Origin of the sequence: Thiomicrolovo immobilis (assembly GCF_039645955.1) — a bacterium.
Taxonomy (GTDB): Bacteria; Campylobacterota; Campylobacteria; order Campylobacterales; family Sulfurimonadaceae; genus Thiomicrolovo; species Thiomicrolovo diazotrophicus.
Genome location: NZ_CP147916.1, coordinates 293,869 through 318,784, shown reverse-complemented (window position 1 = coordinate 318,784; position 24,916 = coordinate 293,869). Strand labels below are relative to the sequence as shown.

Here is a 24,916-nt window from a genome sequence, read left to right as displayed (position 1 = left end):
AGCATCTACTTCTTCTATCAAGGCTTAAACGGAAATTAGCGGGTCGAGCGGACCTGTGACGCTTGGAATCTCCCGAAAGCGGCAGCCTTTCGCACTTTCTTCTTTCGGGTTCGGTTTCTTCTTTGTGCGAGCAAAGAAGAAAGGGAACAAAAAACCCTTTAGAAAAGCAACCCTACCAGCGCCGCCAGCAAAACAGGCGGCGTAATGACGAGGCCGACTTTCATATACTCCCCCCATCCGATTTTCACACCTTTATTGGCAAGTACATGCAGCCAGAGCAGGGTCGCCAACGAACCGATCGGCGTCATCTTCGGCCCCAGGTTGGCCCCGAGGATGTTCGCGTAGGCCAGAGCGTCCCGTCCCGCATCGGCAATGGCAATGTCCATGATCATAATAGTCGGCATATTATTCATGACGGCGCTGAGACCGGCGGAGAGGAAGCCCGTGCCGATGACGGCCACTGCCTGCCCCTGCGCCGCCATCGCCGTGACGGCATCGGCCAGGTAGTCCGTCAGCCCCGCGTTTTTCAGGCCGTAGACGACGACGTAGAGGCCGATGGAGAACCAGACGACCTGCCACGGCGCCGCTTTGACGGTCATAATAGGTTTGACCGCCTTGTAATAGTTGGCAACGAAGAGGAAAACGACCGCCCCGCCCAGGGCGAAGAGGGAGACCGGAAGGTCGTAGCGGTCGCCGATAAAGTAGCCTGCCATCAGCAGGGCGAGAAAGCCCCAGCTGAGCCGGAACATCGTCATGTTCTTGATGACCGATGCGGGCTCGGGAAGTTCGGATACGTCGACTTTCAGCGGGATATCTTTGCGGAAATAGAGCCAGAGCACAATGATCGAAGCGATGATGCTGAGAAGGTTCGGCAGGAACATCGCCTTCGCATACTCCCAGAAGCCGAGGTCGAAATAGCCCGCCGTGACGATGTTGGTGAGGTTGGAGATCACCAGCGGGTTGGAGGCGCTGTCGCCGATAAAGCCCCCCGCCATCAAAAAAGCGAATACGGCGACGGGGTTCATCCGCAGGTGCTTCATCTTCGCCAGCAGGATCGGTGTGAGGATCAGCGCCGCCCCGTCGTTGGCAAAAAAGGCCGCCACCAGGGCACCCAGCAGCAGGATGTAAACGAACATCTTGTTCCCGCTGCCCCCGGAAAGCTTGGCCATCTTCAGCGCGGCCCACTCGAAGAAGCCGATCTCGTCGAGGACGAGGGAGAGAAGGATGATCCCGATAAAGGCAAGGGTCGCGTCCCAGACGATTCCCGTCACCGTCCAGACGTCATCGACGCTGACGACGCCGAGGACGACGGCAATGACGGCACCGATGACGGCCGTCGTACCGATCTGGAGCCCTTTGGGCTGCCAGATGACGAAAAGGAGGGTAAGAAGAAAAAGCAGGGCCGCCGTCAGCATGGAAACATCCTTGGGTTTGAATCAGGCGAAACTATATCAATCTTTCTTGATTTAATCAAGACTCAGCTGCAGCAGCTCTCCCCCGAACAGCATGACGCCTCCTTCTTTCGGAACCACGGTTTGGCAAGGAAGTAGAACACAAAGCCCCAGAGCAGCAGCGATGAGGCGACGGCGATGACGCCCGCCTCCTCCTGCAGGTGCACCAGCGCCTTCGGATCGATCTCGGCGCGGATAAAAAGCCAGTCGAGCAACAGTCCGAAAACGACGCTTCCGACAGTGATGGTACCCAGATAGATGGCCAGCGCCCTTGTTCCCAACATCTGTTTCACGACGCCGATGGTCACGGTGTTGGTCGCGGGCCCGGCGCTCAGAAAGACGAAGGCCGCGCCGGCGCTCACCCCCGAGAGCATCAGCCCCGCGGCGATCGGCAGCGAGGCCGTCGCGCAGACGTACATCGGCACGGCAATGGCGATGACGATGAGATAGGAGAGCCAGCTGTTCTCGGCCAGGAGCGTGCCGAGGTCCTCGGGGATCGCCACGGTGATGAGCGCCCCGACGACGAGTCCCCAGAAGAGCGGCTTGGCAATGTCACCGAGCAGGGTCACGAAGGCGTAGCGCAGCGCACCGCTCATCGAAAAGCGCTTTTTCGTCTCCGTTTCGCAGCCGGAGCTGCAGCAGCTCGCCTCCTCTTTGGCAGGGGCCGCCATACTGAAGCCGACGGGTGCACTCTGCTTCGGCGGGGCGGCCATCGAAAAGGCCGGAGCTTTCGGCGCGGGTTCCGGCTCCGCGCCCAAAAAGTTCGTCAGGATCCCGGCGAGCATCGCCATCAGCATGGAGGTGAAGACGCGGTAGAGGGTAAAGGCCCAGCCGAACATCCCGTAGGTCGCGAGAATGGAGTCTATCCCCGTGATCGGTGTCGAGATGAGAAAGCTGAGCGTCGCGCCGTGGCTCGCCCCGCTCTTCTTGATCGACGTCGCCAGCGGGATCACCCCGCAGGAGCAGACCGGCAGCGGGATACCGAAGAGGGTCGACTTGACGACGGAGGTTACATTATCGCTCCCCAGGTGCTTTGTGACCAGCGCATCGGGCACGAGCTCGTGCAGGAGCCCCGCGAAGAGAAGGCCGAAGACGATATAGGGGGCCATCGCATTGCTCAGATCGACCAGTGCACCCCAAAACAGAAGTAGAGACTCCATTGCTATTCCTCCATGCGAAAACGGTATTGTCCGACGAAACGATTTATATCCCGCTTGTATCCGCCAATCATAGCTGTTTTCACGTCCGGGCTCTAAGGTTGACTTGCACACTTCTTACACACAGCCGCAGTATCATTCCCTATTCCGTCAAAAGGAGAAGAATGTTCCGTCCGCTCTTAGCCCTGCTGTTCATGGCCGCCGCACTCTGGGCCGAAGGGATCGATACCCTGATCGACCGCTCGCTTGAACAGCACCACTCGCTGAAGATGATCGAACAGCGCCTCGGCGCTTTTGACGCCATGGAGGACAAAAGCGCCCTCTTCGCCAACCCCGAGCTGCTCGTCGGCATCAACGACGTCCAGTTTGACGACCCAATGGACCGGACCATCGAACCGATGCAGTTCACCTCCGTCAGCGTCCGGCAGAAGTTCCCCTGGTTCGGGAAACGCGGGGCCGCGGGCGAAAAAGTTCGGGCGCAAAAAGCCGTCCTCTTCGCCTCCCTCGAAGCGGCGCAGGCGGAGCTGGCCAAACGGATCCGGCTCCGCGCTTACACGGTTACCGAACTGAACGCGCGGCTGGAGGTCCTGCAGAACTACCTGGCACTGACGGACCAGAACATCGCCCTCAACACGGCCTACGCCTCTACCCAGCGTGACCGCCATATGGGGATCATGTCCGCCGAGCTGCTTCGCTCCGACATCGCCGTGCGCCGGGAAAAACTGACCGCGATGCTCACGGCGCAAAAAGCGCGGCTGGCCTACCTTGTGCAGGCCCCCTTCGACGCCGTCGAGGCCGACGACATGGTCACGCCCCCGCCGCCGTTGGAGAGCTACCTGCAGCGGCTGGAAAACAACCGGATCTACCGTGTCAAAGAGGCCGACCAAAAGGCCGCGGCGGCGGAGACGAAAGTCAAGGCGCTCTCGGCCAACGCCGACCCCTTCGTGATGGTCGGCTACTACTACCGCGAGGCCCACCCCGACTACCTGAGCTTCACCGTCGGGGCGGCGCTACCGCTTTACGGCGCGGAACGCGACGACACCGAAGCGGCCCGGAAGACCGAGCTGGCAACGGCGGAAGCGGCCGCCGACTACCGCCTGCAGCTGCGCAGCGAAATCGAAGCGGCGTACGCGGCGCTGAGCGAGGCGTACCGCACCTACCGCATCATCACCGAGGAGAGCCTGCCCCAGGTAGAGCACATGGTCGATCTGAGCGACGCAAAACTGCGCAGTGGCAGCGACCTTTTCAACTATTTCGACCTGCTCGAACGCAAGCTCCGCTTCGACGAACAGCGCATCGCCGCGAAAGCGGACTACCTCCGCGCCGGCGCGCGCCTCAAAGCATTGACGGGAGAGATCAAATGAGACAACACATCTTAGTGCTCGCAGCCCTGCTGCCCCTGCTGCTTTGTGCCGATGAGCGGCCGAGCGTCGAACAGCTCTTCGCCGTCAAAACGGTCAAAGTGGCGCTGACCAGCGCCGCCCGGACGCAGACCAACTACGGCTATGTCCGCGCCGAAGACGCGCGCATGTACGACGTGTCGCCGCGCTTCGGCGGCTATGTCGAGAAACTCTACGCCGATACGCGCTACCGCCGGGTCAAGAAGGGCGAGGCGCTGGCCGAGGTCTACTCGCCCGAAGTGCTGCAGGCGAAGGAGGATTACCTCACCGCCCTGCGTTTCAACGCGACGCGCCCCAGCCCTGAGATGCTGCGCAGCCTCCGCAAAAAACTGACGCTGCTGGGCGTCAGCCGCGCCGAGATCGACGCGGTGCGCACCGGGATGAAAGCCGACGCCCTCACCACGATCCACGCCCCGGCAAGGGGATGGCTCTTCGAAAAAAATGTTGTGGAGGGCTCCGCTTTCAAAGCAGGCATGAAGCTCTTTACCGTCGTCAACCTCGAGCGCGTCTGGGTCGAGGCCGCGCTCTACCAGCAGGAGCTGCCGCGGCTCGCCTCCCTAAATAACTTCACGGTCAGGGCTAGCGGCGTGGAGCGGGCCTACCCCGCCAAAAAACTCACGCTCTACCCCGACATCGATCCCAAGGCGGCCACGGTCACCCTGCGCCTCGCCGTCGACAACCCCCGCGGAGAGCTGCTGCCGGGCATGTACGCCACGGTCAGTGCAGCGGCACCCTCACACCCGCTGCTTACCCTCCCGCGCACAGCCGTCCTGCGCAAGAACGGCGCATGGTATGTCTTCCGCGCCGGGGATTTCAAAGGGGTGTTCGACCCTGTCAAAATCGACGTCAAACCCCTCGACAAGGAGCGCTTCGAGGTCGTCTCCGGGTTGAACGCCGGGGATGAAGTCGCCGGCGACGCCCTCTTCATGCTCGACGCCGACGCCCAGATCAGTGGACTGGAGTAGGGGATGATCGAACGCCTTATCGCCTTCAGCGTCAAAAACCGCTTTCTCGTCATCATGGCGACGCTTTTTCTCGTTTTCGGTGCCTACCGGGCGATGATCACGACGCCGCTTGACGCCCTGCCGGACCTCTCCCCGCCCCAGGTGATCGTACAGGTCACCTGGAAGGGACAGAGCCCGGAGATCGTCGAGGATCAGGGAACCTACCCGCTGGTGTCGCAGTTCCTCTCCATCGCCGATATCCGCACCGTGCGCGGCTTCTCTACCTATGAAAACGCGCTCATCTACATCATTTTCAAAGAGGGAACGGACCTCTACTGGGCCCGCTCACGGGTCCTGGAGCAGCTTGCCGCCATCCAGAGCAAACTGCCCGAGGGGATGGAGGTCGCCCTGGGGCCGGACGCCTCGGGAGTGGGATGGGTCTATGAATACGCGCTGACGTCGAAAACGAAAAGCCTCGCCGAACTGCGCACCCTGCAGGACTACTACTTCAAATACGCCCTGATGGGCGTCGACGGCGTCAGCGACGTGGCCACCGTGGGCGGCTTCGTGCCGACCTTCCAGCTCACCGTCAACAACGACGCGCTTATCCGCTACGGCCTCTCCGTCGGCGACGTCGCCCGGGTGTTGCGGCAGAACAACAACGATACCGGCGGGCGCATCGTCATCCAGAACGGCTTCGAGTGGATGGTGCAGGCGGAGGGCTACCTCAAGGACCTGGACTCCATCCGTAACCTCGTCGTCACCGTCAAAGACGGCATCCCAGTCACCCTCGCGCAGCTGGGAAGGGTGGAAGTCGTGCCCGCCGCCCGCCGGGGGGTGGCGGACCTTAACGGCGAAGGCGAGGTCGTCGGCGGAATTGTCATGGTGCGCTACGGCGAGGACGTCTACAGCGTCATCCAGCGGATCAAGGCAAAAATGGCCGCCCTGCATATCGACGGGGTCGACGTCATTACCACTTACGACCGCTCCGGGCTGATCGACAAGGCGATCGCTACCCTGACGGACACCCTCGTCGAGGAGAGCATTATCGTCGTGCTCATTATCGGCCTTTTCCTGATGCACCTGCGCTCCTCGCTCATCGTGCTGCTCGTGCTGCCGCTCGTCATCGGGGCGACCTTCGCGCTGATGAAGCTTGCCGGGATCGGCAGCAACATCATGAGCCTCGGGGGGATCGCCATCGCGCTGGGAACCGTCGTGGACGCGAGCATCGTCATGATCGAGAACGCCCACAAGCGGCTGCGCAAAAAGCACGGGGAGCTAGGCCGGGAGCTGACGCCATTCGAGCATGCGGAGACGGTCGTGGCGGCGGCGCAGCAGGTGGGCCGGCCCATCTTCTTCGCCCTCGCCCTCGTCGTCGTCTCCTTCCTGCCTATTTTCGCCCTCTCGGGCGAGGAGGGGCTGCTCTTTACCCCGCTGGCATTCACCAAGACCTTCGCCATGTCCGCAGGCGCCGTTCTCGCCGTCACACTGGTGCCGGTGCTGATGGTCTCCTTTATCCGCGGTCCCATCCGCGAAGAGACGGCCAACCCGATCAACCGCTTCTTCCTCTGGCTCTACCAGCCTCTGCTGAGATGGGGACTGAAACTGCGCTACCTCGTCCTCGCCGCCTCACTCGCCCTCCTCGTCGCCATCGCGCCGCTGTACGAAAAGCTCGAGTGGGAGTTCATGCCGATGCTCAATGAACAAACGTTCATGTACATGCCGGTCACGCCGTTTGGGATCAGTATCGACCAGAGCAAGGCGTTAACGCAGAAGACGGACAAGATCCTCAAAAGCTTCCCGGAGGTGGAGACGGTCTTTGGCAAAGGAGGGCGTGCCGACACCGCCACCGACCCCGCCCCTCTGGGGATGCTGGAGACGATCATCACCTTCAAAGATCCTTCCCAGTGGCGCGAAGGGGTGACCTTTGAACAACTGCGCAACGACATGGAGGCCGCCCTCCAGGTGCCCGGGCTTGTCAACTCCTGGACCTACCCCATCCGCGGCCGGATCGATATGCTTTTAAGCGGCATCCGCACCCCCGTGGGCATCAAGCTCTACGGCAGCGACGCCGCGACGCTGCAGCGGCTGGCACACGCCATCGAGCAGAAACTGATGCCGCTCCCCGAATCCCAATCGGTCTTCGCCGACCGCTCCGCCGCGGGCTACTATATCGACATCGCCATAGACGAAACGGCGCTGCAGCGCTACGGACTCTCCAAGGCGGCCCTGCTTGAATATACCCGCGCGGCCATCGGCGGCATGCAGGTGACGACGCTCTACAAAGGGATCGAACGCTACCCCGTCGCCCTGCGCCTCGAAGAGGATGAACGGCGGAACCTTGACGATATCCGTGCCCTTCCCGTCAAGACGCCGCTGGGCTTCGTCCCGCTCTCCACCTTCGCCGACGTCCGCTACCGCGAAAGCGCCTCGGTGATCAAGAGTGAGATGGCGACGCCGGTCACCTATATTTACATCACGCCGCGCCCGGGCGTCGGCGCCGTCGCCTACAAGGAAGCGGCGCTGAAGGCGCTCTCAAACTTCCCGCTGCCGCCGGGCTACCACATGGAGTGGGCCGGCCAGGCGGAATACCTCGCTTCGGCCATGGAAAAGATGCGCTGGATCATCCCCGCGGTGCTAGCGGTGATTTTGCTGCTCATCTACCTCTCGCTGCGGCGCTTCGTCGCGACCCTGATCGTCTTCCTGACGCTGCCCTTCGCCCTGCTGGGCGGGATCGTCTACGTCTGGATGCTCCACTTCAGCATGAGCATCGCCGTTATCGTCGGTTTTCTCGCCCTGCTGGGGATCGCGGCGGAGACGGCGATCGTCATGATCGTCTACCTCACCGACAGCGTGGAGGCCTCCCGTGCGGCGCTGGGCGAACGTTTCGATGCCGAAGCGCTGAAAGCGGCGATCAATGAGGGGGCCGTCAAAAGGGTCCGCCCCAAGCTGATGACGGTCTTCTCCATCCTCGCCGGCCTCGCCCCCATCATGTACACCCACGGGGTCGGCAGCGAGGTGATGCAGCGCATCGCCGCCCCGATGCTCGGCGGGATCGTCACCTCGGCGCTGCTCAGCCTCCTCATCATCCCGATTCTCTACGAGATGTACGAGCGGCGCCACTTGAACAAACAACCGGGCGACAATGCCCACATCACACCAAAGGCAAACAGATGAAACAGATTCTCTTTACCACCGCGCTGCTTGCAGCGTTTGTCGCCCTCGCGGGCTGCAGCGATCAGAAAAAAGCCTCCGATACCCCTACCGCCGGCGCCATGAAATGCGGTGCCGGCAAATGCGGGGCCAATATGGTCAGCGGCAGTTCGGAGCTTGCCAAGAAGCAGCGCGCGGTCCTGACCCAGATGTCAACGGACGATCCGCGCATGGGATGCGTCATGAATGCGCAGACGGTTGAAGCGGTCTACGACTGTGTCAGAGACCCCGAAACCGGCAAACTGACGCTCGAATACAACGCGTCGAAATAAAAAAGGAGAGGTGGAAGAAACGGGCCTTGGGTGGGCTCGCCCACCCAAGGCCCTGCGGTCACTCTTTCGATTCCAGAATAAACGCCAGCGTATCACGCGCCTCTTTGCCCGTCAGGTTGGCACGGACCCGCATGTGCTGCATGGAGATGCGCCATGCGCGTTCGGAAAGGTTCGAAGGGGGCCTCATGTTATGACACCGTACACAGGTGTCAGCCCACACCTTCGCCCCGTTGACGGGGTCACCCCCACTGCCGGGCGCCGCGTAAAGGGCACCCGCCGCCATCGCCTGGATACAGATTAATCGTGTAAACCGGTTCATCATCCCCTCCTAAAAACCGAAGGCGAACTGGGCCAGGAGTCGGTTATCGTCATACTCCGGCGCCTTGTCCGCATTGTTGAACTCAAACGCTACCTTGGCGATAACGCTCGGGGCGAACAGATAGTTGAGCCCCACTGATACCTGGTCGCGATCGAGATCGGAATCGGCCGGTCGGAACGCCCCGTAACGCACGACGGGTTCCACGGGCAGCGCTCCGAACTGATAGGCCAGCTGCGCGTACCACGCCTTCCAGGTGAAGGCGGCGGGAGCGATGCTGCTGCCCAGTTTCCCGACCTTCTGCTGGCTGTATTCCGCTTTCAGGTCCGCGCCGTCGTAGTGCCATGAGAGGTCCGCATCGAACACGCTGTAATCGCGTTTCGATTCCCCTTCGAGCGCCGCCTTGCCGTAGGCGCCGGAGACGCCGATCTCGCAGTTGGGCAGCGGGTCGATTGCATAGCGCAGACCGACGGTGTAGCCCGCCGTATCGGAACTGGTGGGGCCCTCCGCGGCGATCGCGCCGATGCTCGTATTATTGTCATCGGCAAGTTCCAGCACGGGAGCGTTGGCGACGAAGAGGGTGTAATTGCTCTGCAGCGCCCCCAGCGGGATGCCGCCTCGCAGGCCAAGGCCGGTAAAGGAGATAGGGGCGGCGCCGTCTTCCCCGAAACCGATCGGCTCCGTCGGCAGCTTGTTGATCCACGAAGGATGCAGGTTCTGCCGGAACTGCCCCAGCGGGGAGAGGAACTTACCGGCGACCAGCACCATGTAGTCGTTGAGGAAGATGCTCGCCGAGGCATACTCCAGCTCCACGCTCGTCTCCAGATCGTCATTCATTTTCGTTTCAAGTTCGCCGGTGAAGAGGACAAGGTCCGTGTAGGCGTACTGGAAAATCGGCGAGAACTGCACCAGGTCGAACCCGCCGTTGGTGTGTTCGGCGTAGGCATACCCCGCCGCCGCATACCCTGAAAGGGTGAAGGCGGCGTCGGCATTCGTCTCCTGGCTACGCTGCAATTCGGCAACCGAAGTTTTCAGCGAAACGATCTCTTCGCGCAACTGCGCGATATCATCCTGCGCCGTCAGCACCGTCGCCAGGGAAAGCAGCAGTGTTCCCTGCAGCTTCAAACGTCTCATGACTGCTCCTTTGACCGGGCGCCGACACCCGCGGTGGGTATCGGAGCTGCCTGTGATTTGGATGGGCACCCGAAAGGTGTCTACGAAAACCCTATCGGCATAGTGTGCACACTGTGTGCACAGAATCGTTTTATGATGACGGAAAGCTAGCATAACGAAGGAGTCCCCATGGAACACGACCACACGATGCACCATGAACACGGGGAAATGCATGACCACTCCGAACATGCTGCGGGCCATGCGCATGCGGGGCACGGGCACGGCGGCATGGGACATATGCACCACATGGAGGAGATGCGGCGGCGTTTCATCGTATCGCTGATCGTCACCGTCCCCATTCTCCTCTTCTCGCCGATGCTCCAAAGCTGGGCCGGCATCCTCTTCGATTTTCCCTACCGCGGAGAGGTCACCGCCCTGCTGGCCACTTTCATCTACCTCTACGGCGGCAAACCCTTCCTGACGATGACGCTGGATGAGCTCAAAGCGCGGCAGCCGGGGATGATGACCCTGATTTCGATGGCGATCACCGTCGCCTACGGCTACTCCGTCTCCACCCTCTTTTTCCCCGGCGGTAAAGCCTTTTTCTGGGAGCTGGCCACCCTGATCGACGTCATGCTGATCGGCCACTACATCGAGGCCAAAAGCATCCTCGGCGCCTCCAACGCCCTTGAAGACCTCGTACGACTGATGCCGAAGACGGCAACGCGGCTGAACCGGGACGGTACCTCGGAAAGCGTCGACGTCACGGCCCTGCAGCCGGGCGACCTCATCCTCATACGGCCCGGGGAGAACATCGCCGCGGACGGCACGGTCGAAGCGGGAGAGAGCAGCGTCAACGAGGCCCTGCTTACCGGGGAGTCCAAACCCATCTTCAAAACCGCTGGATCAACGCTCTTCATGGGCGCCCTCAACCTCGACGGCGCCCTGCGCGTCCGCATCGACAAGGCCGGCAGCGAAAGCTACCTGTCTCAGGTGATCGCCCTCGTCAAAGAGGCCCAGCAGAGCCGCTCGCACACCCAGGACCTGGCCAACCGCGCGGCAGGGTGGCTCTTTTATGCCGCGCTCGCCGCCGGGAGTGCCACCTTCGCCGTCTGGTCGCTGCTTCTCTCCCCCGCCGACGCCGTGCTGCGCGGCGTGACCGTTCTCATTATCGCCTGTCCCCACGCCCTGGGCCTCGCCGTACCGCTGGTCGTCGCCATCTCGACGTCGCTCGCGGCGAAATCGGGCATTCTTATCCGCAACCGGCAGGCCTTCGAAGCCCTCCGCGGCATCGACATCATCTGCTTCGACAAAACGGGGACCGTCACCGAAGGGCGCCTGGCCGTCAGCAAAACGGTGGCCCTGGAAGATGAAACGGCGATGCTCGCCTATGCCGCCGCACTGGAACGCGATTCCGAGCACAGCATCGCCCGCGCCGTCACCACCTATGCCGACAGCGTCGGGGTCCGCCCGCTCCGGGCCAACGCCTTCAAAGCCATTCCCGGCATCGGGGCTTCGGCGGAGGTCAACGGGCATGCCGTCATGGTCGGCGGCCCCCAGCTCATTGCACGCGAAAGGCTCGCCATCCCGCCGCCCTTGCAGGCGTACAGCGACAGCGCATCGACGACGGTCTGGGTCATCGTCGACCGCCGTCCTCTCGGCGTCATCCTCCTTGATGACAGGATCCGCGACAGCTCCGCGGATGCCGTTGCGACGCTGAAATCCTTCGGCATCAAGACCTGGATGCTGACCGGCGACAACGAGGCAGTCGCCGCCTCCGTCGCCGATATGACGGGCATCGACCGTTATCGCGCGGGGCTGCTGCCTGACGAAAAACTCGCCTTTGTCAAAGCGCGCCGGGCCGAAGGCAGGCGCGTGGCGATGGTCGGCGACGGCGTCAACGACGCCCCCTCCCTGCTTGGGGCAGACATCGGCATCGCCGTCGGCGCGGGGACGGACATCGCCATCGACAGCGCCGACATCATCCTGACCCGAAGCGACCTGCGCAGCGTCGTGGACGCCGTGCGGCTTTCGCGCCGCACCTACGGCAAGATGAAAGAGAACCTCTGGTGGGCAAGCGGCTACAACCTCGTCGCCATCCCCCTCGCCGCCGGGGTCCTCGCCCCCTGGAACATCGTCATCGGCCCGGCGTTCGGCGCCGTTTTGATGTCCATCAGCACCGTCATCGTCGCCCTGAATGCGCAGCTGCTCAAACGGGCGGCGCACTGAGGCCCGGCATGCACACTCTCTGCACACTATCCCACTACACTGTTCTTCAATACCATTCAAAGGATGAAGGATGAAAACGATCACGCTCGCTGCGGCAGTGCTGCTCGCACTCGGACTGACGACAACGGCGGCCGCCCAAATGGGCAAGTGCAACGGTATGGGCATGCAGCAAGGCAACATGCAGCAGGGCAAAATGATGATGAACGGTGATATGAATCATGACCGTATGATGATGATGCAGCACCTCGACAACGTCAAGAGCTGCGTCAACAGCGCCACGACGACGCAGGAGCTCAATATGTGTAACATGAAGATGCGCAAAGGCGGTCCCATGATGCCGCAGGGCATGGGCGGCAAAAATATGGGCGGCCAGGGCATGGGCGGTCAGAAAAAGTGTACCGGGGGTAACTGAGGCGACTGCCTTGGATAACGCCTCGCCACAAAAGGAGACAAGATGCATACCTACGGCATGGGCTGGATGTGGCTGTGGTGGCTGCTTCCCCTGCTGATCATCGCCGCCGTGTTCTATCTCGCCGCCGGACGTGACAACGGCCGCCGGCGTTCCAGGGCCCTTGAACTGCTTGATGAACGCCTGGCCCGCGGGGAGATCGATATCGGTACCTACGAAAAGCTCAAGGCGGAGTTGACCGAAAACGGCTGAAGCGCCAGAAAGCCGCTTCTAACCGCAAACAGATTAAACTGGGTCATTCCCAATGAAGGCGGGCCATGCGCATACTCCTGCTCGAGGACGACCCCGTTCTCTCCGACATCGTCGGCGACTACCTGGCGGATCATTACGAGACGGACCGGGCCTATACGGCCGACGAAGCAACGGCCCTGATCGACGCAAAGCACTACGACCTCTTCATTTTCGACATCAACGTCCCCGGCCAGAACGGCATCGCCCTGCTGCAGAGCCTGCGCGAAATGTGCGTCACCACCCCCGCCATCCTCGTCACCGCCTACGAAGACACCGCCCGGCTCAAGGCCGGATTCGAGGCCGGCGCCCACGACTACATCCGCAAACCCTTCGCCCTCGAAGAGCTGCGGCTGCGCATCGAGAACAGCAAGCGGCTCTTCAACATTGAACAGCGTCAGAAAGTAAGGCTCGGAGACGACTGCTTCTACGATCCGGACGCCAAGCGCATCGAAACGGCGCAGGGACGGCAATCCCTCGCCCCGAAAGAGGCGGCGATGCTGGAGTATTTCCTCGCCCACCCCGGACGTACCCTCTCTTCGGAAGAGCTGGTGCAAAACCTCTGGGCCTACGACCAGCTCCCCAGCGACGCGACCCTGCGCTCGCATATCCGCCGACTGCGCGAGCTGATCGGCGGCGAACGCATCACCACCGTCCGCGGCATAGGCTACCGCTATGAATGAACTCGAAAAACGCTCCTTCTACTCTTTCCTGGGGCTCTACATCGTCTCCTCTTTTCTCTTCATCCTTCTGGCGGGCTTTTGGTACTACACGGCCCAGAAGCACGCCTTCGAGAACAACGAGCACTACCGGCTGGAGCATATTGCCGATCGCATCGGCACGGCGATCATCATGGCCCATATGCACGGCACCCCTCTGCAGATCCCCGAGCTGCACGGCGGGGATGTCCGCATCGCCCTGATCGGGACGGACGGGCGGCTTGTCTCGGGGGAGCTCCCCCCCGCCCTCGTTCCCGACGGGCCCGACTACCGAGAGTACGGCGGACGCATGGTCCTCGTCTCTGACGCCCCCAAGGAGCACCTGAGTATCCGCTACGTCGTCGTCAGCTCCGATGCGCTCTTCGGGGTGCTCGCGGAGCTGCGCGAGGTCGTCCTGGCGATGATGGCCGCCATCGCGCTGCTCGCCGCCACCGTCGCCTGGACCCTGTCCAAACTCTTTATGCGCCCCCTGCATCAGCGCGTCGTACAGACCGAACGCTTTGTCAGCGACGTCACCCATGAGCTCAACACCCCCATCACCGCCCTTTCCATGGCGGCCGAGCATCTCCTGCAAGCGGGCCGCTGCAGCGAGAAGACCCTGCGCAACATCACGGCGAGTACCCGGCAGCTCTATGACATCTACCGTTCCCTGACCTACCTCAATTTCGCGCGCAAAACGGAAACGCCCCACGCTATCGACCTGGCGAAGGTAGCTCAAAAGAGCGCGGACTACTACCGGCCGCTGATGGAGAGCAAACAGCAGCGCCTTCTGCTCAAGACGCACACCCTGTACATTGCCATCCCCGAGGCGGAGGCGCAGCTGTTGCTGGGCAACCTTATCGGCAATGCCGTCAAGTACTCCCCGGCGGGCGCAACCGTGCAGCTGGAAATGGATGATAATTGCATCATTGTCGTGGATGAGGGGATGGGGATAGCGCCGGAGCAGCAGCGCAGGATCTTCGAGCAGTTCACCCGTGCCACGGATATAGGCGGAGGCTTCGGAGTGGGGCTCTCCATCGTCAAACGGATCTGCGACGCCTACGGGGTCGCGCTTGCGCTCGATTCCGAGGAGGGGAAGGGGACGCGGTTCCGCCTCTGCTTTCCGCAGGGAGAGGCAAAACAATAAAGCGCGCGGCTCAGCCCAGCCGGTTCAGGTCCGCTTCGTCGAACTCCTGCCGCAGCGGGATGAGCATGCTCACGGCGACCAGCGCGATCCCGAAAACGAGGATTGTCACACTGCCGTAATCGCCGGCACCCCCCGTCAGGACGCTTTTTCCGAGGTCCGGCCCCATGATCGTTTTGAAGACCGGCGCATAGAAGAGGGTAAAAACGAGCCCGCCGAACAGCCCGCCGATGGCCCCGACGAGGACGTCGATCCGCCCCTCGGCGATGGAAACGGGCCCCGTCCCCGGGCATTTGCCGAAGATCGCCATGGAGACGCCGAAGAGCACGCCGCCGATCACGAGCCCGCCGAGCAGAATCGGCTTGATATGGTAATGCGCCCACCCCGCTTCGATCATAAAGTAGAGCCCGATGCCAGCAACCCCGACAGCCAGGAAGAGCATCTTCGGGACGACCGTGTCGCGCAGCATCGCGAACCCGGCGATCTTCTCGAACTTGTCGACGCGGCTGTACTGGATGATCCCCCCGAAGAGGATCCCGATCACAAAGACGAGGGCGACGGAACCGTGCCCTTCGTTCGCGACCGTTTCGAACATCCCCATTATGCGCTCAAACATCCTGCGCCTCCTTTTTATAGAAAAGACGTCCCGTAATGAGCAGGGTCGCCATCACGACGCCGCCGAAGATCATCGCGCTGATCGCCGTCTGGCTCATGCCGCTGAGAAAGTGGCCGCTCGTGCACCCTCCGGCAAGACGCGCGCCGATAATCATGAAAAAGCCGCTCGCGAAGCTCCATGCCAGGCGGGAGACGACGGAGCCGTTCTTGTACTTTTTCCATGCGGTCGGAATGACGCTGAATCGGAAACTCTTGGTGATAAAGACCGAGGTGACAAAGCCGCCGAAAAGCGCGCCCAGCAGCATCACGCCCTCCCAGGCGCCGGCCCCGTCGATCTCTTTGAGGTAGCCGTACTGCTCGGGGTCGAGGTTGAAGAGCAGCCCCGCGAAGTAGGGGACGTAGGTCGACGCCCCGATGGGCCGGTCCGCCCCGAAGATGGAGAAAGTAAACATCAGCAGCAGCGCCATCAGCAGACCGCCGGCCCACCAGGGAATTCGTCTAATCATAATCATCCTTTATCAATCCTATTTGTTTTTATAATTATAATATTTATCAATGAAAAACATAAATCAAGATAATTTTTAATTTCGTTCAAATATTTTGATCATCGTGCAAAACGGTATGCTATGATAAAGCCATGAATGAGACAATCGCCCCCGAATTCCGCCCCCTTGTCGACGCCGTCGAAGCCCACTTGCTCGGCAAACGCCACGCCATCTCCCTGACGCTCGCCGCCTTCTTCGCCGGAGGCCATGTCCTGCTCGAAGACATTCCCGGCGTCGGGAAGACGACCCTCGCCAAGACCTTCGCGAACGTCATGGGGCTCGATTTCGGCCGCGTCCAGTTTACGGGGGACCTGCTCCCCTCGGACATCCTCGGAGTGAGCTACTTCGACCAGGAGAGCGGCAAATTCGTCCTGAAAAAGGGGCCCATCTTCACCCAGTTCCTCCTCGCCGACGAGATCAACCGCTCCATGCCCAAAACCCAGTCGGCGCTGCTGGAGGCGATGGAGGAGCACCACGTCACCATCGACGGCAAAAGCCACGATCTCAAAGAGCCCTTCTTCGTCATCGCGACCCAGAACCCCCACGAAGAGGTCGGCACCTTTGCCCTGCCCCACTCCCAGCTCGACCGTTTCCTCTGCTCGTTCGGGATCGGCTATCCGGACAAAGAGGCGGAGCGCGCCGTCTTGCTGGGCGGAGGCAGCCGTGCCGCCGCGGCAGTGCCGCTCATGGACGCCGCGGCGATCACAACGGCGATGGAAGCCGTGCGGACGGTCCACCTCAGCCCGGCGCTGATTGACTACCTCCAGTCGCTCATCGCCTACACCCGGGACAGCGGCCGCTTCGTCTACGGCCTCTCGACAAGGGGCGCGCTTGCGCTGGCGGCGATGACGCGGGCCTGGGCCCACCTGCACGGGCGCGACTACGCCGTCCCCGACGACGTCCAGGCCGTCCTCGGCGAAGTCTGCCTCCACCGCCTCGCTTTCAAAGAGGGCGTCACAACTCTGAACCGCATCCGTCATGAGCTCTTTTCGCACGTTCCTGCGGATGCGTAGACGCGTCCGCCAGCGGGCGACGCGCTTCAGCCTCCTGGTCGTCGTTTTGCTCTTCGGCCTCTTTCTCGAGGCCTATATGCACAACTTCAACCTCGTCTACATCACCCTCTTTTTCGTCTTTGCCAGTGCCTTTGCCGCCGGGCCGCTCGGGCTGCGCAACCTCGGCTGCCTCGAGGCGGAACCAAACGGCTGCGACCGTCTCTTCGCCCGCCGAACGGCGCAGTGTCATTTCAAAATACGCAACACCTCCGCGCTGGGGGCCTGGGCCGTCGAACTGCACGGCGGGGAAGCCGTCAATACCCTGCCCGAAGTCGCTCCGCACACGACGCTCAATGCCGCGCTGCCGCTCAGCCCCGAGCGTCGGGGGCGCTTTGAGGCGGGGCCCTGCACCCTTCAGAGCCTCTTCCCCCTCTCAACGGTCCGTTTCGTCCTCGAGATCGCCAAGAGCTGCGAGCGCGTCGTCTACCCCGAACCCAGAGGCGAACCCCTGCGCAGTTTCCTGCTGCGGCAACGCTCCCCCTTCGGGGACGAAACGGATTTCGAGGGACTGCGCAGCTACAGCGGGGCGGAGAGCCCCTCGCGCATCCACTGGCCCTCCGTCGCCAGGGGCGAACTCGCCGTGAAGAGCTTCGACCGGGAACGGCGGACGGAGAGCCTGCAGTTCGACTTCGCCCGCAGCGGCAGGGACGATGAGGCCCGCCTCTCGCAGCTGACACTCTGGGCCCTCGAGTGCGAAGCCGCGCGCCTCCCCTTTACCATCCTCATGCCCCGCAAGGTGCTTGACAGCAAAAAGGAGGGGATCGATGCGATTCTCGGCTATCTTGCGCTTTACTGATCCCGCGGCAAGGGGAAAGAGCCGCATTGTCAAGCGGCTGAACGCCTGGCGCGAGACCCGCGAGCTCTTTTTGCTCGACCTCGCCTACCTGGCGGTGGTGACCCCGGTGCTGCTGCTGGTCAAGCTGCCGATGCTCCTTTTCCTGCTCCTTGTGCTTGTGCTGCTGCTGGCCCGCAAGCGGGGCAGCGTGGCGACCCTGCTGTTCGTCGCGCTGGCCGGCCTCTTCGCCATCTTCTTCTCCATCTACGGCGCCTTCAACTTCGCGGGGCTCTCGCGGCTGAAGCTCTTCGTCGAGCTGATCCTCTACCTCCTGCTGCTCGCCGTCAGCCTGCAGCGGCTGACCCGGACGGTCAACTTCTACCTGCTCGTCTCTCCGGTGCTGGTTCTGGCCCTGTCGCTCTTCTTTTTCGACTCCATCGCGATGCTCGTCTACGTCGTGTTCGAGGTCTTCGTCCTGCTGTGGCTTATCCTCGCCTACCGTACCCGCGCCGACGCGCTCTCAAGCCTCCGGGTCACGGGGATGCTCTTTGCCCTCTCCCTGCCCTGGGTCGTGCTGCTCTTTTTCTTCTTTCCCCGCATCTCCTTCGAGCACGCCTCGTACGGATTCCGGGGCGACGAGATCACCCGGACCGGCCACGACGGCACGATGCGCATGGACGGCGCCGCCCTGCTCGTGCCCTCCGAGCGCATCGTCATGGAGGTGGGATTCCAGAACGCGATGCCTCCCGATGGGCAGCTCTATTTCCGCGGCAGCGTCCTCTACCGGGATAAAAAAGACCACTGGGAGCCGCTTCCCTCCTATGTCAGAAGGGCCTTCGCGCCGAAACAGAATGCCCAGGTGGGGATGTACCGTTCCGCCGATGATGTGACCGCCTACAAGGTGTCGCTCTACCCGACCCACAAGAAGTGGCTCTACCTCCTCGACCTGCCGATCGAGGCCCCCGAAGGGGCAACGATCAACGCCGACTTTGAAACGACGCTGGAAAAACCCGTTAACGAACCGCAGCACTACGATGCGGGATCGGCCCTCGTCTACCGCTACGGCGACCGCACGGAACGCACCGTTTTAGCCTACGCCCGCGACGTCAACCGCAGCGCCAACCCCCGCAGCGCCAAAGCCGCCGACACGATCGCGGCAGCCAACCCCGACCCGAAACAGCGCCTCGACGCCCTGTTTCGCTTTTTCCGCGACCAAAATCTCACCTACAGCCTGCGCCCGGAGCCCCTGGACCTCAACCATACCGCCGACAGTTTCCTCTTCGACAAGCGCAAGGGGTACTGTGTCCATTTCGCGGGCAGCTTCGTGACCCTCTCAAGGCTGGCGGGGCTGCCGGCCCGCGTCGTCACGGGCTACAAAGCCGACCGCAAGAACAGCGTCAAAAACTACCTTGCCGTCAAGGAGCGCGATGCCCATGCCTGGGCGGAGGTCTACCTGAGCGACCACTGGCAGCGCGTCGAAACGACGGCGGCTGCCGCGTTCATCGACAGCGAGAGCGCCGAACTGCTGCGTCAGACCGGCACGCTCGAAGACAACGGCGAGCGCCTGACCCGGCTGAACCTCTACCTGCTCTATATCAAGTACCAGGTGGAGACCTGGGTGCTGCAGTACAGCCACTTCAGGCAGATGCGCCTGCTCGAAAACGTCAAGCAGCATCCCGCCCTGGCCGCCAAACTGGCCGCCGCCTTCGCCCTGATCGTGCTGGCCAGCGCGGCGCTCTTTCTCTGGCTGCGCCGCCCCCGCTGCCGCGACAGGCTGCTCTGCCTGCTGCGTCCGCTGCTCTCAAGGCTGCAGCGCCGCGGCTTCACGCGCGAAGAGGGGGAGACGCTGCACCGCCTTTTCGCACGCTACCTCGACCGCTACCCCGGCAGCGCCCTGGCCGAGGTCGACCGCCTCTACCACCGGCTGCAGTACGGCACGGCCCATGAAGATGCTGTACAATTCAAAAAGGCCATCCGCGCCTTTCTGCGCGAATCCCCCGCCAAAGGAGACTCCGATGCTCGTAAACTATGACGCTGTCAACGCCGGCGATATCTACAAACTGATGTCGCAGACCATCATCCCCCGCCCCATCGCCTGGGTCGTCACCGAGAGCAGCGGCGTCGTGAACGTCGCGCCGTTCAGCTACTTTACCGGCCTCTCCTCCAACCCGCCGACGATGCTCTTCTCCGTCGGGCACAAAAGCGACGGTACGCCCAAAGACACCCTGCGCAACCTGCGCGAAACGCGGAAGTGCACTGTCTGCATCGCTTCGGAAGCGCAGCTCGAGCACCTGCACTTCTCCTCCAAAGAGCTCGAGGCCCACGTCAGCGAAACGGAGCAGTTCGACATCCCCCATACGCGCCCCGTACCGGGATATCCGCCGATGATCGAGGGCGCCCCCGTCGCCTTTTTCTGCGACTTCTACAGCGAAGTCGACCTGGGGGAGAGCAAAACGATCCCGCTTATCGTCAAGATCAAAGAACAGTTCGTTGATGACGCCTGCATCACGGACAAAGCGCGCATGACGATCACCTTCGACCCCATCGCCCGCATCGGCAAAAGCTACGCCCATATCGGCGAGGAGCGCACCCCGCCGCCGATCCCCTGATCACTCCCGTTCGATCCTCCTGTCCCGCCCGAGCCGGAACACGTCGAAATCCTCGGCAATGAAGAGGGGGCCGTCGTAGGCTGAGCGGATTTCCTGCTCTATTTCCGTAAGGGAATGAGCGCCGCCCCTGCCGAAACGGGGGCTGATGTGCGTCGCGATGAGCGCGCCGACGCCGGCAGCGCCCGCGGCGCGCCCAAGATCGCGGGCCGTCGTGTGCAGTTGCTTCTCGACGAGGCTGTCGTAGATCGCCTGCGTGTAGGTGCATTCGTGCACGAGCAGGTCGAGCCCCTCCAGCGCCGCGCCCAGCACGGTAGGCTCCGCATTGTCCCCGGCGATAACGAGTGAGCGTCCCCGGAACGGCTCCAGCATATACGTCTGCGGTTCGTAGACCCGCCCCTCATGGGTGACGGTCAGCCCCCTTTTCAGCGCCCCGTAGAGCGGGGAGGGTTCCAGGCCTTCACTGCGCAGCTTCGCCTCGTCGAGCCGGTTGGCGGTGTCGTTCTCTTTGATCAGAAAGGCGTGGCTCTCGATGGAGTGCACCAGCGGCAAAACCGTGATGCGGAAGCGCTCAAAGATAAACTGCTCCCCCGGCGTGTACTCGATGATCTGCAGATCGTACCCGAGGTAGTCGGCATCGGTCTCCGTGAAGCAGTGAATGAACGCGGCGATCCCCTTGGGACCGTAGATCCGCAGCGGCCGAAAGGCCCGGTCCATCCGTTTGGATGCCAGCAGCCCCGGCAGCCCGAAGATGTGGTCGCCGTGCATATGGGTAATGAAAATCGCGGCCAGTTTTCCGACGGAGGGGTGCGTGCGCAGCAGCTGGTGCTGGGTCCCCTCCCCGCAGTCGAAGAGGTACCACTGATTGTCCTGCTCCATCTGCAGCGCCACCGCCGTAACGTTGCGCTCCTTCGTCGGTTTCCCCGCGCTCGTTCCAAGGAAGGTCAGTTTCATACGCATAGTATAGTACAATATAGAGTTTCTAGAGGTACCCCTATATGCGCAAACACCGTGGATTGGCCCCCGAAGACACCCTCTTTTTCGATCCGAAGCGGCTTGCCCTGCTGCGGAAGGCCGTCGGCGACCTCTCGTGGCTGCTGCAGCGCGGCTACAGCACCAAGGCCGCCGTGACGCTGGTCGGCAACCATTTTCAGCTCGTCGAGCGCGAACGGCTCGCCATCGTGCATACCGCCGGCGACGGCGCGCCGCGCCGCACCCCCCTGGCCTTCGAGGAACTGCGGGGCGAAACGCTCTGCATCGACGGCTTCAACCTGCTCATCACCCTCGAAACGGCGCTGGGCGGCGGCATCATCCTCGTCGGGACGGACGGCTGCTACCGCGACATCGCCAATATCCACGGCTCCTATGCCCTTCGGGCCGAAACAGAGGAGGCCATCACCGTCGCCGCCACCGCGCTCAAAGAGGCCGGGGTCGCCAAGGTGCTCTGGCTCTTCGACCGCCCCGTTTCCAACAGCGGGAGGGTCGCCGCGCTCGTCAACGGCACCGCGCACAGGCTCTCGGTCCCGATGGAGGCAGTGACGGCCGACGAGGTCGACGCCAAAGTGAAACGGTGCGGCGGCGTCGCCGTCACCGCCGATTCGGAGATCCTCGCCAGCGGGGTTCCATGGTTCGACCTCGCCGGCTGGATCATTCAAAAACAGATCGCAGATGCCCGCCTCATCGACCTGCGCTCTTCCCCCGATGCTTAGCCGTCCGCAGAGGCCCGAGGCCCCTCAGAACCTCCTAAGCAAGCTGTGTTAAGATTGCACTATCAGACGGCCTCCCTGGAGTGTTGGCCGTTTGCTCCAACGAATGGGCGCATACCATGACGTATCCTCTCGCGCTTTTATCCATCTTCTTTTTGCTGTTCCTGCTCTGGGCCTCTATTGTCTATGTTCGCGCACGCCGCCGCAACAGGCTCCTAGAGACGCTGCGCACCATGCCTTTTCCCCAGGAGTGGCGCTGCATCCTGGAACAGACCGTTCACTATCCGCAGCTCAGCGAAAAGGAGCGCCGGCGTATCGAACGTGCCGTCCTGCGTTTTGTCTATACGAAACCCTTCAGCGGGGTCGGGCTTGACGTCACGGAGGAGATGAAAGTCGTCATCGCCTTTTACGCCTGTATGATCGTGCGGTACCGGCCCGAATCCTACGACTACCCGACGCTGGGGGGCATCATCATTTACGCGGACGGTTTCCTTGTCGATGAGTACCATGAACACGGCGGGATCGTTTCGGAACAGCGTGCGGTGCTTGACGGGCAATCCTCCCACGATACCGTCGTCCTTGCCTGGCCCGATGTCGAGGCCGAGGCCTACCACCCCTCCGAGTACAACGTCGTCATTCACGAATTCGCCCATCTCCTCGACTTCGAGGACGGGCTGACCGACGGCGTTCCGCTGCTGCCCAAAGAGAGCGCCCCCAAATGGGAGCACGTCATGGCGCGGGAGTTCAAACACCTCGCGGCCGCCACGGAGCACGGGCACCTGAACGAAAAGCAGCAGCTCCTCGGTACTTATGCCGCCACGGACATGGCCGAGTTTTTTGCCGTCGCCTCCGAGCGCTACTTTATGCAGCCCGACGCTTTCGAGCAGCACTACCCCGAACTCCACACCCTCTTTTCCGCCTACTACGGCTGATACTGACATACATCAGCTCTTTTCACTGCAACCGTAAACGATTCTCGTCTGACGATAAAACTATATTTTTATTTTAGTTTAATCGTCAAGTATTATAATGCTGACAGATTATTTTCATAAGGAGTAAAAATGAATGAGAATTTCAATGAGCGTCTGGCGTCCATTATCGCCAACGACGTCGCCAAAGAGAACCTCGGCCATATCGACCTGCACAAGGCGCGGGAACTGCTGATGGACGCCGGTGCCGTGCTCTTTGACGTCCGGCCGCCGGCGAAGGTGGAGGGCGAAAATGCCCAGGAAGCGGGGATCAAAAATGCCTATTACACACCCTACCCGGCCTTTGCCGCCTCCCTGGACCTGCTGCCCGAAGATAAAACGACCCCGATTATCACCGCCTGCGTCAAAGGGTGGTTCGGCAACCGCGTCATGGCCTACCTCGAGATGATGGGCTATGCCAATGTCTATGTCCTCGACACCAGCGTCACGGCGCTGATCGAAGCGCACTACGCCCACAGCGGCCGCTGAGACCGGCACGATACAAAGGAAAAACCGCATGAGAAAAACAGTGATCTCCCTGATCGCACTGAGCGCACTGACCGCGTCCGCGTTCGCCTACGACGCCGCGAAAGCCGCCGAGTTTGACGGCTTCTTCTCCCACATGACCCACAAGGCGTGCGCCAACTCGACGCTCTTCGTCAAGGCCGACGACGTCATGAAGATGCTGCGCGAAGCCAAACCGATGCTGCTGCTTGACATCCGGACCGAAGGGGAAGCCTCCGTCGTCGGTCTGGGCACTGCAGGTTCCAGACACGTCCCCGTCGAGCACCTGTTCGAAAAAACGAACCTCGACGCCCTCCCCACGGACCGCCCGATCATCCTTGTCTGCTACTCCGGTACGCGGGCAACGATGGCGGCCATGGGGCTGAAAATGATCGGGATCAGGAACGTGCAGGTGCTCAAAGGGGGCATCGTCGCGCTCGCAACTTCCGATACGACAAAAAACGCACCGATAAAGGAATCAAAATGAAAATCGCCATCCCCGTAGAGGGTGAAAACCTCAAAATCGTCAAACGCACGGGGCAGGCCCCCTACTACGCCCTCTTCGACGACACCGTCTTCGAGCGGATCGTCGAGGCGCCGCAAAGCGGGCATGCCCATGACGACCGTCACGATCACCATGACCATGAAGAGCACGACGGCCATCACGGGCATCACCACGCCGAAGACGAGGAGCATATCAAGGGACACGGCAAGAGCCTCTCCAACCTCGCCGGTGTCGAGATGATGCTCGTACGCATGATCGGCACGCATATGAAAGAGGCGGTCGACCGTGCCGGCATCACCGTCAAGAAGATCCGCGAGAAACACGGCGAAACCGCCGGTGAAGCCGTCAAAAACTATTTGCAGGAGAAAGCAGCATGAAAATCGTATTTCCGACCGATGAAGACATGGGATTCCTCTCCCGCCGCGGGGCGCATTTCGGCAAGGCGAAGTTCTATACCCTCGTGACCGTCGAAAATAATCGTATAATGGATGTCGAAGGTATCGTCAACCCCGGCCATGATGCCGGGGGCTGCGGCAACGCCGTCGCCAATATCATGGCCCTGCACCCGGACGCCCTGGTCGTTTCGGGTATCGGCGGTTCCCCGGCCAAAGGGTTTGAACAGGCGGGGCTCACCGTCTATGTGGACCGCGAATCGCCGACGGTGCGCGACTCCGTCGAGCGGGTCATCCAAAACGCCCTCGGCGCCCTCGGCGGCAAAGGGACCTGTTCCACCCACTGAGCGAGGATAGGATCATGAAGCTTTCAGCCATTTACCGTTTTTACCGGGACGGTTTCAGTGCCATGCGGCTGGGCCGTACGCTCTGGACCGTCGTGGCCGTCAAGCTTCTCATACTTTTTGGTGTGATCAAGCTGCTCTTCTTCAGCGATACCCTGCAGAGCCGTTTTGACAGCGACGAAGCGCGGCAGGAGTATGTGAGCCGGCAGCTTTCGGGCACACCGTAACTCCCCTGTAGTTCATAAGATACTATAATACTCTGCACCCCAA

The 24,916-nt window shown here is 61.9% G+C and carries 27 protein-coding genes; 20 read left to right on the top strand and 7 right to left on the bottom strand.

Features of this window, described 5'->3' with window-relative positions:
* Positions 1-158: 158 nt before the first annotated feature.
* Positions 159-1,415, bottom strand: coding sequence for an arsenic transporter (locus tag WCX72_RS01670; RefSeq protein WP_345970512.1), 1,257 nt, complete (start codon positions 1,413-1,415; stop codon positions 159-161).
* A 62-nt stretch (positions 1,416-1,477) separates the two neighbouring features.
* Positions 1,478-2,611, bottom strand: a complete 1,134-nt coding sequence (locus tag WCX72_RS01665) for an SO_0444 family Cu/Zn efflux transporter (RefSeq protein ID WP_345970511.1) — start codon at positions 2,609-2,611, stop codon at positions 1,478-1,480.
* A gap of 161 nt (positions 2,612-2,772) precedes the next feature.
* Between WCX72_RS01665 and WCX72_RS01660 the strand changes: the two genes are divergently transcribed.
* Genes WCX72_RS01660 through WCX72_RS01645 form a run of 4 tightly spaced genes read left to right on the top strand, consistent with a single transcriptional unit; the run spans position 2,773 to position 8,437 of the window.
* Positions 2,773-3,972 (top strand): TolC family protein, encoded by a 1,200-nt coding sequence (locus tag WCX72_RS01660; protein WP_345970509.1) that lies wholly within the window; start codon positions 2,773-2,775, stop codon positions 3,970-3,972.
* Positions 3,969-4,973 (top strand): efflux RND transporter periplasmic adaptor subunit, encoded by a 1,005-nt coding sequence (locus tag WCX72_RS01655; protein WP_345970507.1) that lies wholly within the window; start codon positions 3,969-3,971, stop codon positions 4,971-4,973. The genes WCX72_RS01660 and WCX72_RS01655 overlap by 4 nt, the downstream gene beginning before the upstream one ends.
* Positions 4,974-4,976: 3 nt before the next feature.
* Positions 4,977-8,129, top strand: a complete 3,153-nt coding sequence (locus WCX72_RS01650) for a CusA/CzcA family heavy metal efflux RND transporter (protein WP_345970506.1) — start codon at positions 4,977-4,979, stop codon at positions 8,127-8,129.
* Positions 8,126-8,437 (top strand): hypothetical protein, encoded by a 312-nt coding sequence (locus WCX72_RS01645; RefSeq protein ID WP_345970505.1) that lies wholly within the window; start codon positions 8,126-8,128, stop codon positions 8,435-8,437. The genes WCX72_RS01650 and WCX72_RS01645 overlap by 4 nt, the downstream gene beginning before the upstream one ends.
* 58 nt (positions 8,438-8,495) lie before the next feature.
* On the opposite strand, the gene WCX72_RS01640 is transcribed toward WCX72_RS01645, so the two are convergent.
* A complete protein-coding gene (locus WCX72_RS01640; RefSeq protein WP_345970504.1) occupies positions 8,496-8,759 on the bottom strand; it encodes a hypothetical protein in 264 nt (87 codons plus the stop codon).
* A 6-nt stretch (positions 8,760-8,765) separates the two neighbouring features.
* Positions 8,766-9,887, bottom strand: coding sequence for a porin (locus WCX72_RS01635; RefSeq protein ID WP_345970503.1), 1,122 nt, complete (start codon positions 9,885-9,887; stop codon positions 8,766-8,768).
* Positions 9,888-10,055: 168 nt separating this feature from the next.
* On the opposite strand from WCX72_RS01635, the gene WCX72_RS01630 reads away from it, so the two are divergent.
* From WCX72_RS01630 to WCX72_RS01610, 5 genes are all read left to right on the top strand, one after another.
* Positions 10,056-12,095 carry a copper-translocating P-type ATPase gene (locus WCX72_RS01630; RefSeq protein ID WP_345970502.1) on the top strand — a complete coding sequence of 680 codons (2,040 nt, stop codon included), beginning with the start codon at positions 10,056-10,058 and terminating at the stop codon, positions 12,093-12,095.
* Positions 12,096-12,165: 70 nt separating this feature from the next.
* Complete coding sequence (locus WCX72_RS01625; protein ID WP_231020011.1) at positions 12,166-12,507, top strand: hypothetical protein; 342 nt, start codon at positions 12,166-12,168, stop codon at positions 12,505-12,507.
* Positions 12,508-12,549: 42 nt separating this feature from the next.
* Positions 12,550-12,756 carry a hypothetical protein gene (locus tag WCX72_RS01620; protein ID WP_231020009.1) on the top strand — a complete coding sequence of 69 codons (207 nt, stop codon included), beginning with the start codon at positions 12,550-12,552 and terminating at the stop codon, positions 12,754-12,756.
* A gap of 65 nt (positions 12,757-12,821) precedes the next feature.
* Complete coding sequence (locus WCX72_RS01615) at positions 12,822-13,475, top strand: response regulator transcription factor (protein WP_345970500.1); 654 nt, start codon at positions 12,822-12,824, stop codon at positions 13,473-13,475.
* Positions 13,468-14,637: a HAMP domain-containing sensor histidine kinase gene (locus WCX72_RS01610; RefSeq protein WP_345970499.1), complete on the top strand. Its 1,170-nt coding sequence runs from the start codon at positions 13,468-13,470 to the stop codon at positions 14,635-14,637. The genes WCX72_RS01615 and WCX72_RS01610 overlap by 8 nt, the downstream gene beginning before the upstream one ends.
* A gap of 10 nt (positions 14,638-14,647) precedes the next feature.
* Here the strand turns inward: WCX72_RS01610 and WCX72_RS01605 are convergent, their stop codons facing one another.
* Positions 14,648-15,250: a YeeE/YedE thiosulfate transporter family protein gene (locus WCX72_RS01605; RefSeq protein ID WP_345970498.1), complete on the bottom strand. Its 603-nt coding sequence runs from the start codon at positions 15,248-15,250 to the stop codon at positions 14,648-14,650.
* Positions 15,243-15,755, bottom strand: coding sequence for a YeeE/YedE thiosulfate transporter family protein (locus tag WCX72_RS01600; protein ID WP_345970497.1), 513 nt, complete (start codon positions 15,753-15,755; stop codon positions 15,243-15,245). Before WCX72_RS01600 ends, WCX72_RS01605 begins: the two co-directional genes overlap by 8 nt.
* Positions 15,756-15,886: 131 nt before the next feature.
* On the opposite strand from WCX72_RS01600, the gene WCX72_RS01595 reads away from it, so the two are divergent.
* Genes WCX72_RS01595 through WCX72_RS01580 form a run of 4 tightly spaced genes read left to right on the top strand, consistent with a single transcriptional unit; the run spans position 15,887 to position 20,230 of the window.
* On the top strand, positions 15,887-16,807 hold the full coding sequence (locus WCX72_RS01595) for an AAA family ATPase (protein WP_345970496.1): 921 nt from the start codon (positions 15,887-15,889) through the stop codon (positions 16,805-16,807).
* Positions 16,800-17,642: a DUF58 domain-containing protein gene (locus tag WCX72_RS01590; protein ID WP_345970495.1), complete on the top strand. Its 843-nt coding sequence runs from the start codon at positions 16,800-16,802 to the stop codon at positions 17,640-17,642. Before WCX72_RS01595 ends, WCX72_RS01590 begins: the two co-directional genes overlap by 8 nt.
* On the top strand, positions 17,611-19,653 hold the full coding sequence (locus WCX72_RS01585; protein WP_345970494.1) for a DUF3488 and transglutaminase-like domain-containing protein: 2,043 nt from the start codon (positions 17,611-17,613) through the stop codon (positions 19,651-19,653). Before WCX72_RS01590 ends, WCX72_RS01585 begins: the two co-directional genes overlap by 32 nt.
* Positions 19,637-20,230, top strand: coding sequence for a flavin reductase family protein (locus WCX72_RS01580; RefSeq protein ID WP_345970493.1), 594 nt, complete (start codon positions 19,637-19,639; stop codon positions 20,228-20,230). The genes WCX72_RS01585 and WCX72_RS01580 overlap by 17 nt, the downstream gene beginning before the upstream one ends.
* Here the strand turns inward: WCX72_RS01580 and WCX72_RS01575 are convergent, their stop codons facing one another.
* Positions 20,231-21,181, bottom strand: a complete 951-nt coding sequence (locus tag WCX72_RS01575; RefSeq protein WP_345970492.1) for an MBL fold metallo-hydrolase — start codon at positions 21,179-21,181, stop codon at positions 20,231-20,233. It abuts the gene before it with no gap.
* Positions 21,182-21,225: 44 nt separating this feature from the next.
* On the opposite strand from WCX72_RS01575, the gene WCX72_RS01570 reads away from it, so the two are divergent.
* The 7 genes from WCX72_RS01570 to WCX72_RS01540 all read left to right on the top strand — a co-directional run bounded on the left by WCX72_RS01570 (position 21,226) and on the right by WCX72_RS01540 (position 24,873).
* Positions 21,226-21,936: a DUF434 domain-containing protein gene (locus tag WCX72_RS01570; RefSeq protein ID WP_345970491.1), complete on the top strand. Its 711-nt coding sequence runs from the start codon at positions 21,226-21,228 to the stop codon at positions 21,934-21,936.
* Between the two features lie 116 nt (positions 21,937-22,052).
* Complete coding sequence (locus WCX72_RS01565; protein ID WP_345970490.1) at positions 22,053-22,865, top strand: M90 family metallopeptidase; 813 nt, start codon at positions 22,053-22,055, stop codon at positions 22,863-22,865.
* Positions 22,866-22,994: 129 nt separating this feature from the next.
* Positions 22,995-23,390 carry a rhodanese-like domain-containing protein gene (locus WCX72_RS01560; protein WP_345970489.1) on the top strand — a complete coding sequence of 132 codons (396 nt, stop codon included), beginning with the start codon at positions 22,995-22,997 and terminating at the stop codon, positions 23,388-23,390.
* 28 nt (positions 23,391-23,418) lie between these two features.
* Positions 23,419-23,892: a rhodanese-like domain-containing protein gene (locus tag WCX72_RS01555; protein WP_345970488.1), complete on the top strand. Its 474-nt coding sequence runs from the start codon at positions 23,419-23,421 to the stop codon at positions 23,890-23,892.
* Positions 23,889-24,287, top strand: coding sequence for a hypothetical protein (locus tag WCX72_RS01550; RefSeq protein ID WP_345970487.1), 399 nt, complete (start codon positions 23,889-23,891; stop codon positions 24,285-24,287). Before WCX72_RS01555 ends, WCX72_RS01550 begins: the two co-directional genes overlap by 4 nt.
* Positions 24,284-24,649: a NifB/NifX family molybdenum-iron cluster-binding protein gene (locus WCX72_RS01545; protein ID WP_345970486.1), complete on the top strand. Its 366-nt coding sequence runs from the start codon at positions 24,284-24,286 to the stop codon at positions 24,647-24,649. The genes WCX72_RS01550 and WCX72_RS01545 overlap by 4 nt, the downstream gene beginning before the upstream one ends.
* A 14-nt stretch (positions 24,650-24,663) precedes the next feature.
* Entirely contained in the window at positions 24,664-24,873 is a 210-nt protein-coding gene (locus WCX72_RS01540) for a DUF4492 domain-containing protein (protein WP_345970485.1), read from the top strand.
* The last annotated feature ends 43 nt before the right edge of the window (positions 24,874-24,916 follow it).

Coding starts and splice junctions, on each gene's coding strand:
- WCX72_RS01620 (WP_231020009.1), top strand. CDS start 12,550: ATGCATACCTACGGCATGGGCTGGATGTGGCTGTGGTGGCTGCTTCCC.
- WCX72_RS01665 (WP_345970511.1), bottom strand. CDS start 2,611: ATGGAGTCTCTACTTCTGTTTTGGGGTGCACTGGTCGATCTGAGCAAT.
- WCX72_RS01595 (WP_345970496.1), top strand. CDS start 15,887: ATGAATGAGACAATCGCCCCCGAATTCCGCCCCCTTGTCGACGCCGTC.
- WCX72_RS01670 (WP_345970512.1), bottom strand. CDS start 1,415: ATGCTGACGGCGGCCCTGCTTTTTCTTCTTACCCTCCTTTTCGTCATC.
- WCX72_RS01605 (WP_345970498.1), bottom strand. CDS start 15,250: ATGTTTGAGCGCATAATGGGGATGTTCGAAACGGTCGCGAACGAAGGG.
- WCX72_RS01570 (WP_345970491.1), top strand. CDS start 21,226: ATGCGCAAACACCGTGGATTGGCCCCCGAAGACACCCTCTTTTTCGAT.
- WCX72_RS01600 (WP_345970497.1), bottom strand. CDS start 15,755: ATGATTAGACGAATTCCCTGGTGGGCCGGCGGTCTGCTGATGGCGCTG.
- WCX72_RS01575 (WP_345970492.1), bottom strand. CDS start 21,181: ATGAAACTGACCTTCCTTGGAACGAGCGCGGGGAAACCGACGAAGGAG.
- WCX72_RS01660 (WP_345970509.1), top strand. CDS start 2,773: ATGTTCCGTCCGCTCTTAGCCCTGCTGTTCATGGCCGCCGCACTCTGG.
- WCX72_RS01555 (WP_345970488.1), top strand. CDS start 23,419: ATGAGAAAAACAGTGATCTCCCTGATCGCACTGAGCGCACTGACCGCG.
- WCX72_RS01540 (WP_345970485.1), top strand. CDS start 24,664: ATGAAGCTTTCAGCCATTTACCGTTTTTACCGGGACGGTTTCAGTGCC.
- WCX72_RS01625 (WP_231020011.1), top strand. CDS start 12,166: ATGAAAACGATCACGCTCGCTGCGGCAGTGCTGCTCGCACTCGGACTG.
- WCX72_RS01590 (WP_345970495.1), top strand. CDS start 16,800: ATGCGTAGACGCGTCCGCCAGCGGGCGACGCGCTTCAGCCTCCTGGTC.
- WCX72_RS01560 (WP_345970489.1), top strand. CDS start 22,995: ATGAATGAGAATTTCAATGAGCGTCTGGCGTCCATTATCGCCAACGAC.
- WCX72_RS01615 (WP_345970500.1), top strand. CDS start 12,822: ATGCGCATACTCCTGCTCGAGGACGACCCCGTTCTCTCCGACATCGTC.
- WCX72_RS01645 (WP_345970505.1), top strand. CDS start 8,126: ATGAAACAGATTCTCTTTACCACCGCGCTGCTTGCAGCGTTTGTCGCC.
- WCX72_RS01640 (WP_345970504.1), bottom strand. CDS start 8,759: ATGATGAACCGGTTTACACGATTAATCTGTATCCAGGCGATGGCGGCG.
- WCX72_RS01630 (WP_345970502.1), top strand. CDS start 10,056: ATGGAACACGACCACACGATGCACCATGAACACGGGGAAATGCATGAC.
- WCX72_RS01650 (WP_345970506.1), top strand. CDS start 4,977: ATGATCGAACGCCTTATCGCCTTCAGCGTCAAAAACCGCTTTCTCGTC.
- WCX72_RS01635 (WP_345970503.1), bottom strand. CDS start 9,887: ATGAGACGTTTGAAGCTGCAGGGAACACTGCTGCTTTCCCTGGCGACG.
- WCX72_RS01545 (WP_345970486.1), top strand. CDS start 24,284: ATGAAAATCGTATTTCCGACCGATGAAGACATGGGATTCCTCTCCCGC.
- WCX72_RS01580 (WP_345970493.1), top strand. CDS start 19,637: ATGCTCGTAAACTATGACGCTGTCAACGCCGGCGATATCTACAAACTG.
- WCX72_RS01610 (WP_345970499.1), top strand. CDS start 13,468: ATGAATGAACTCGAAAAACGCTCCTTCTACTCTTTCCTGGGGCTCTAC.
- WCX72_RS01585 (WP_345970494.1), top strand. CDS start 17,611: ATGCGATTCTCGGCTATCTTGCGCTTTACTGATCCCGCGGCAAGGGGA.
- WCX72_RS01550 (WP_345970487.1), top strand. CDS start 23,889: ATGAAAATCGCCATCCCCGTAGAGGGTGAAAACCTCAAAATCGTCAAA.
- WCX72_RS01565 (WP_345970490.1), top strand. CDS start 22,053: ATGACGTATCCTCTCGCGCTTTTATCCATCTTCTTTTTGCTGTTCCTG.
- WCX72_RS01655 (WP_345970507.1), top strand. CDS start 3,969: ATGAGACAACACATCTTAGTGCTCGCAGCCCTGCTGCCCCTGCTGCTT.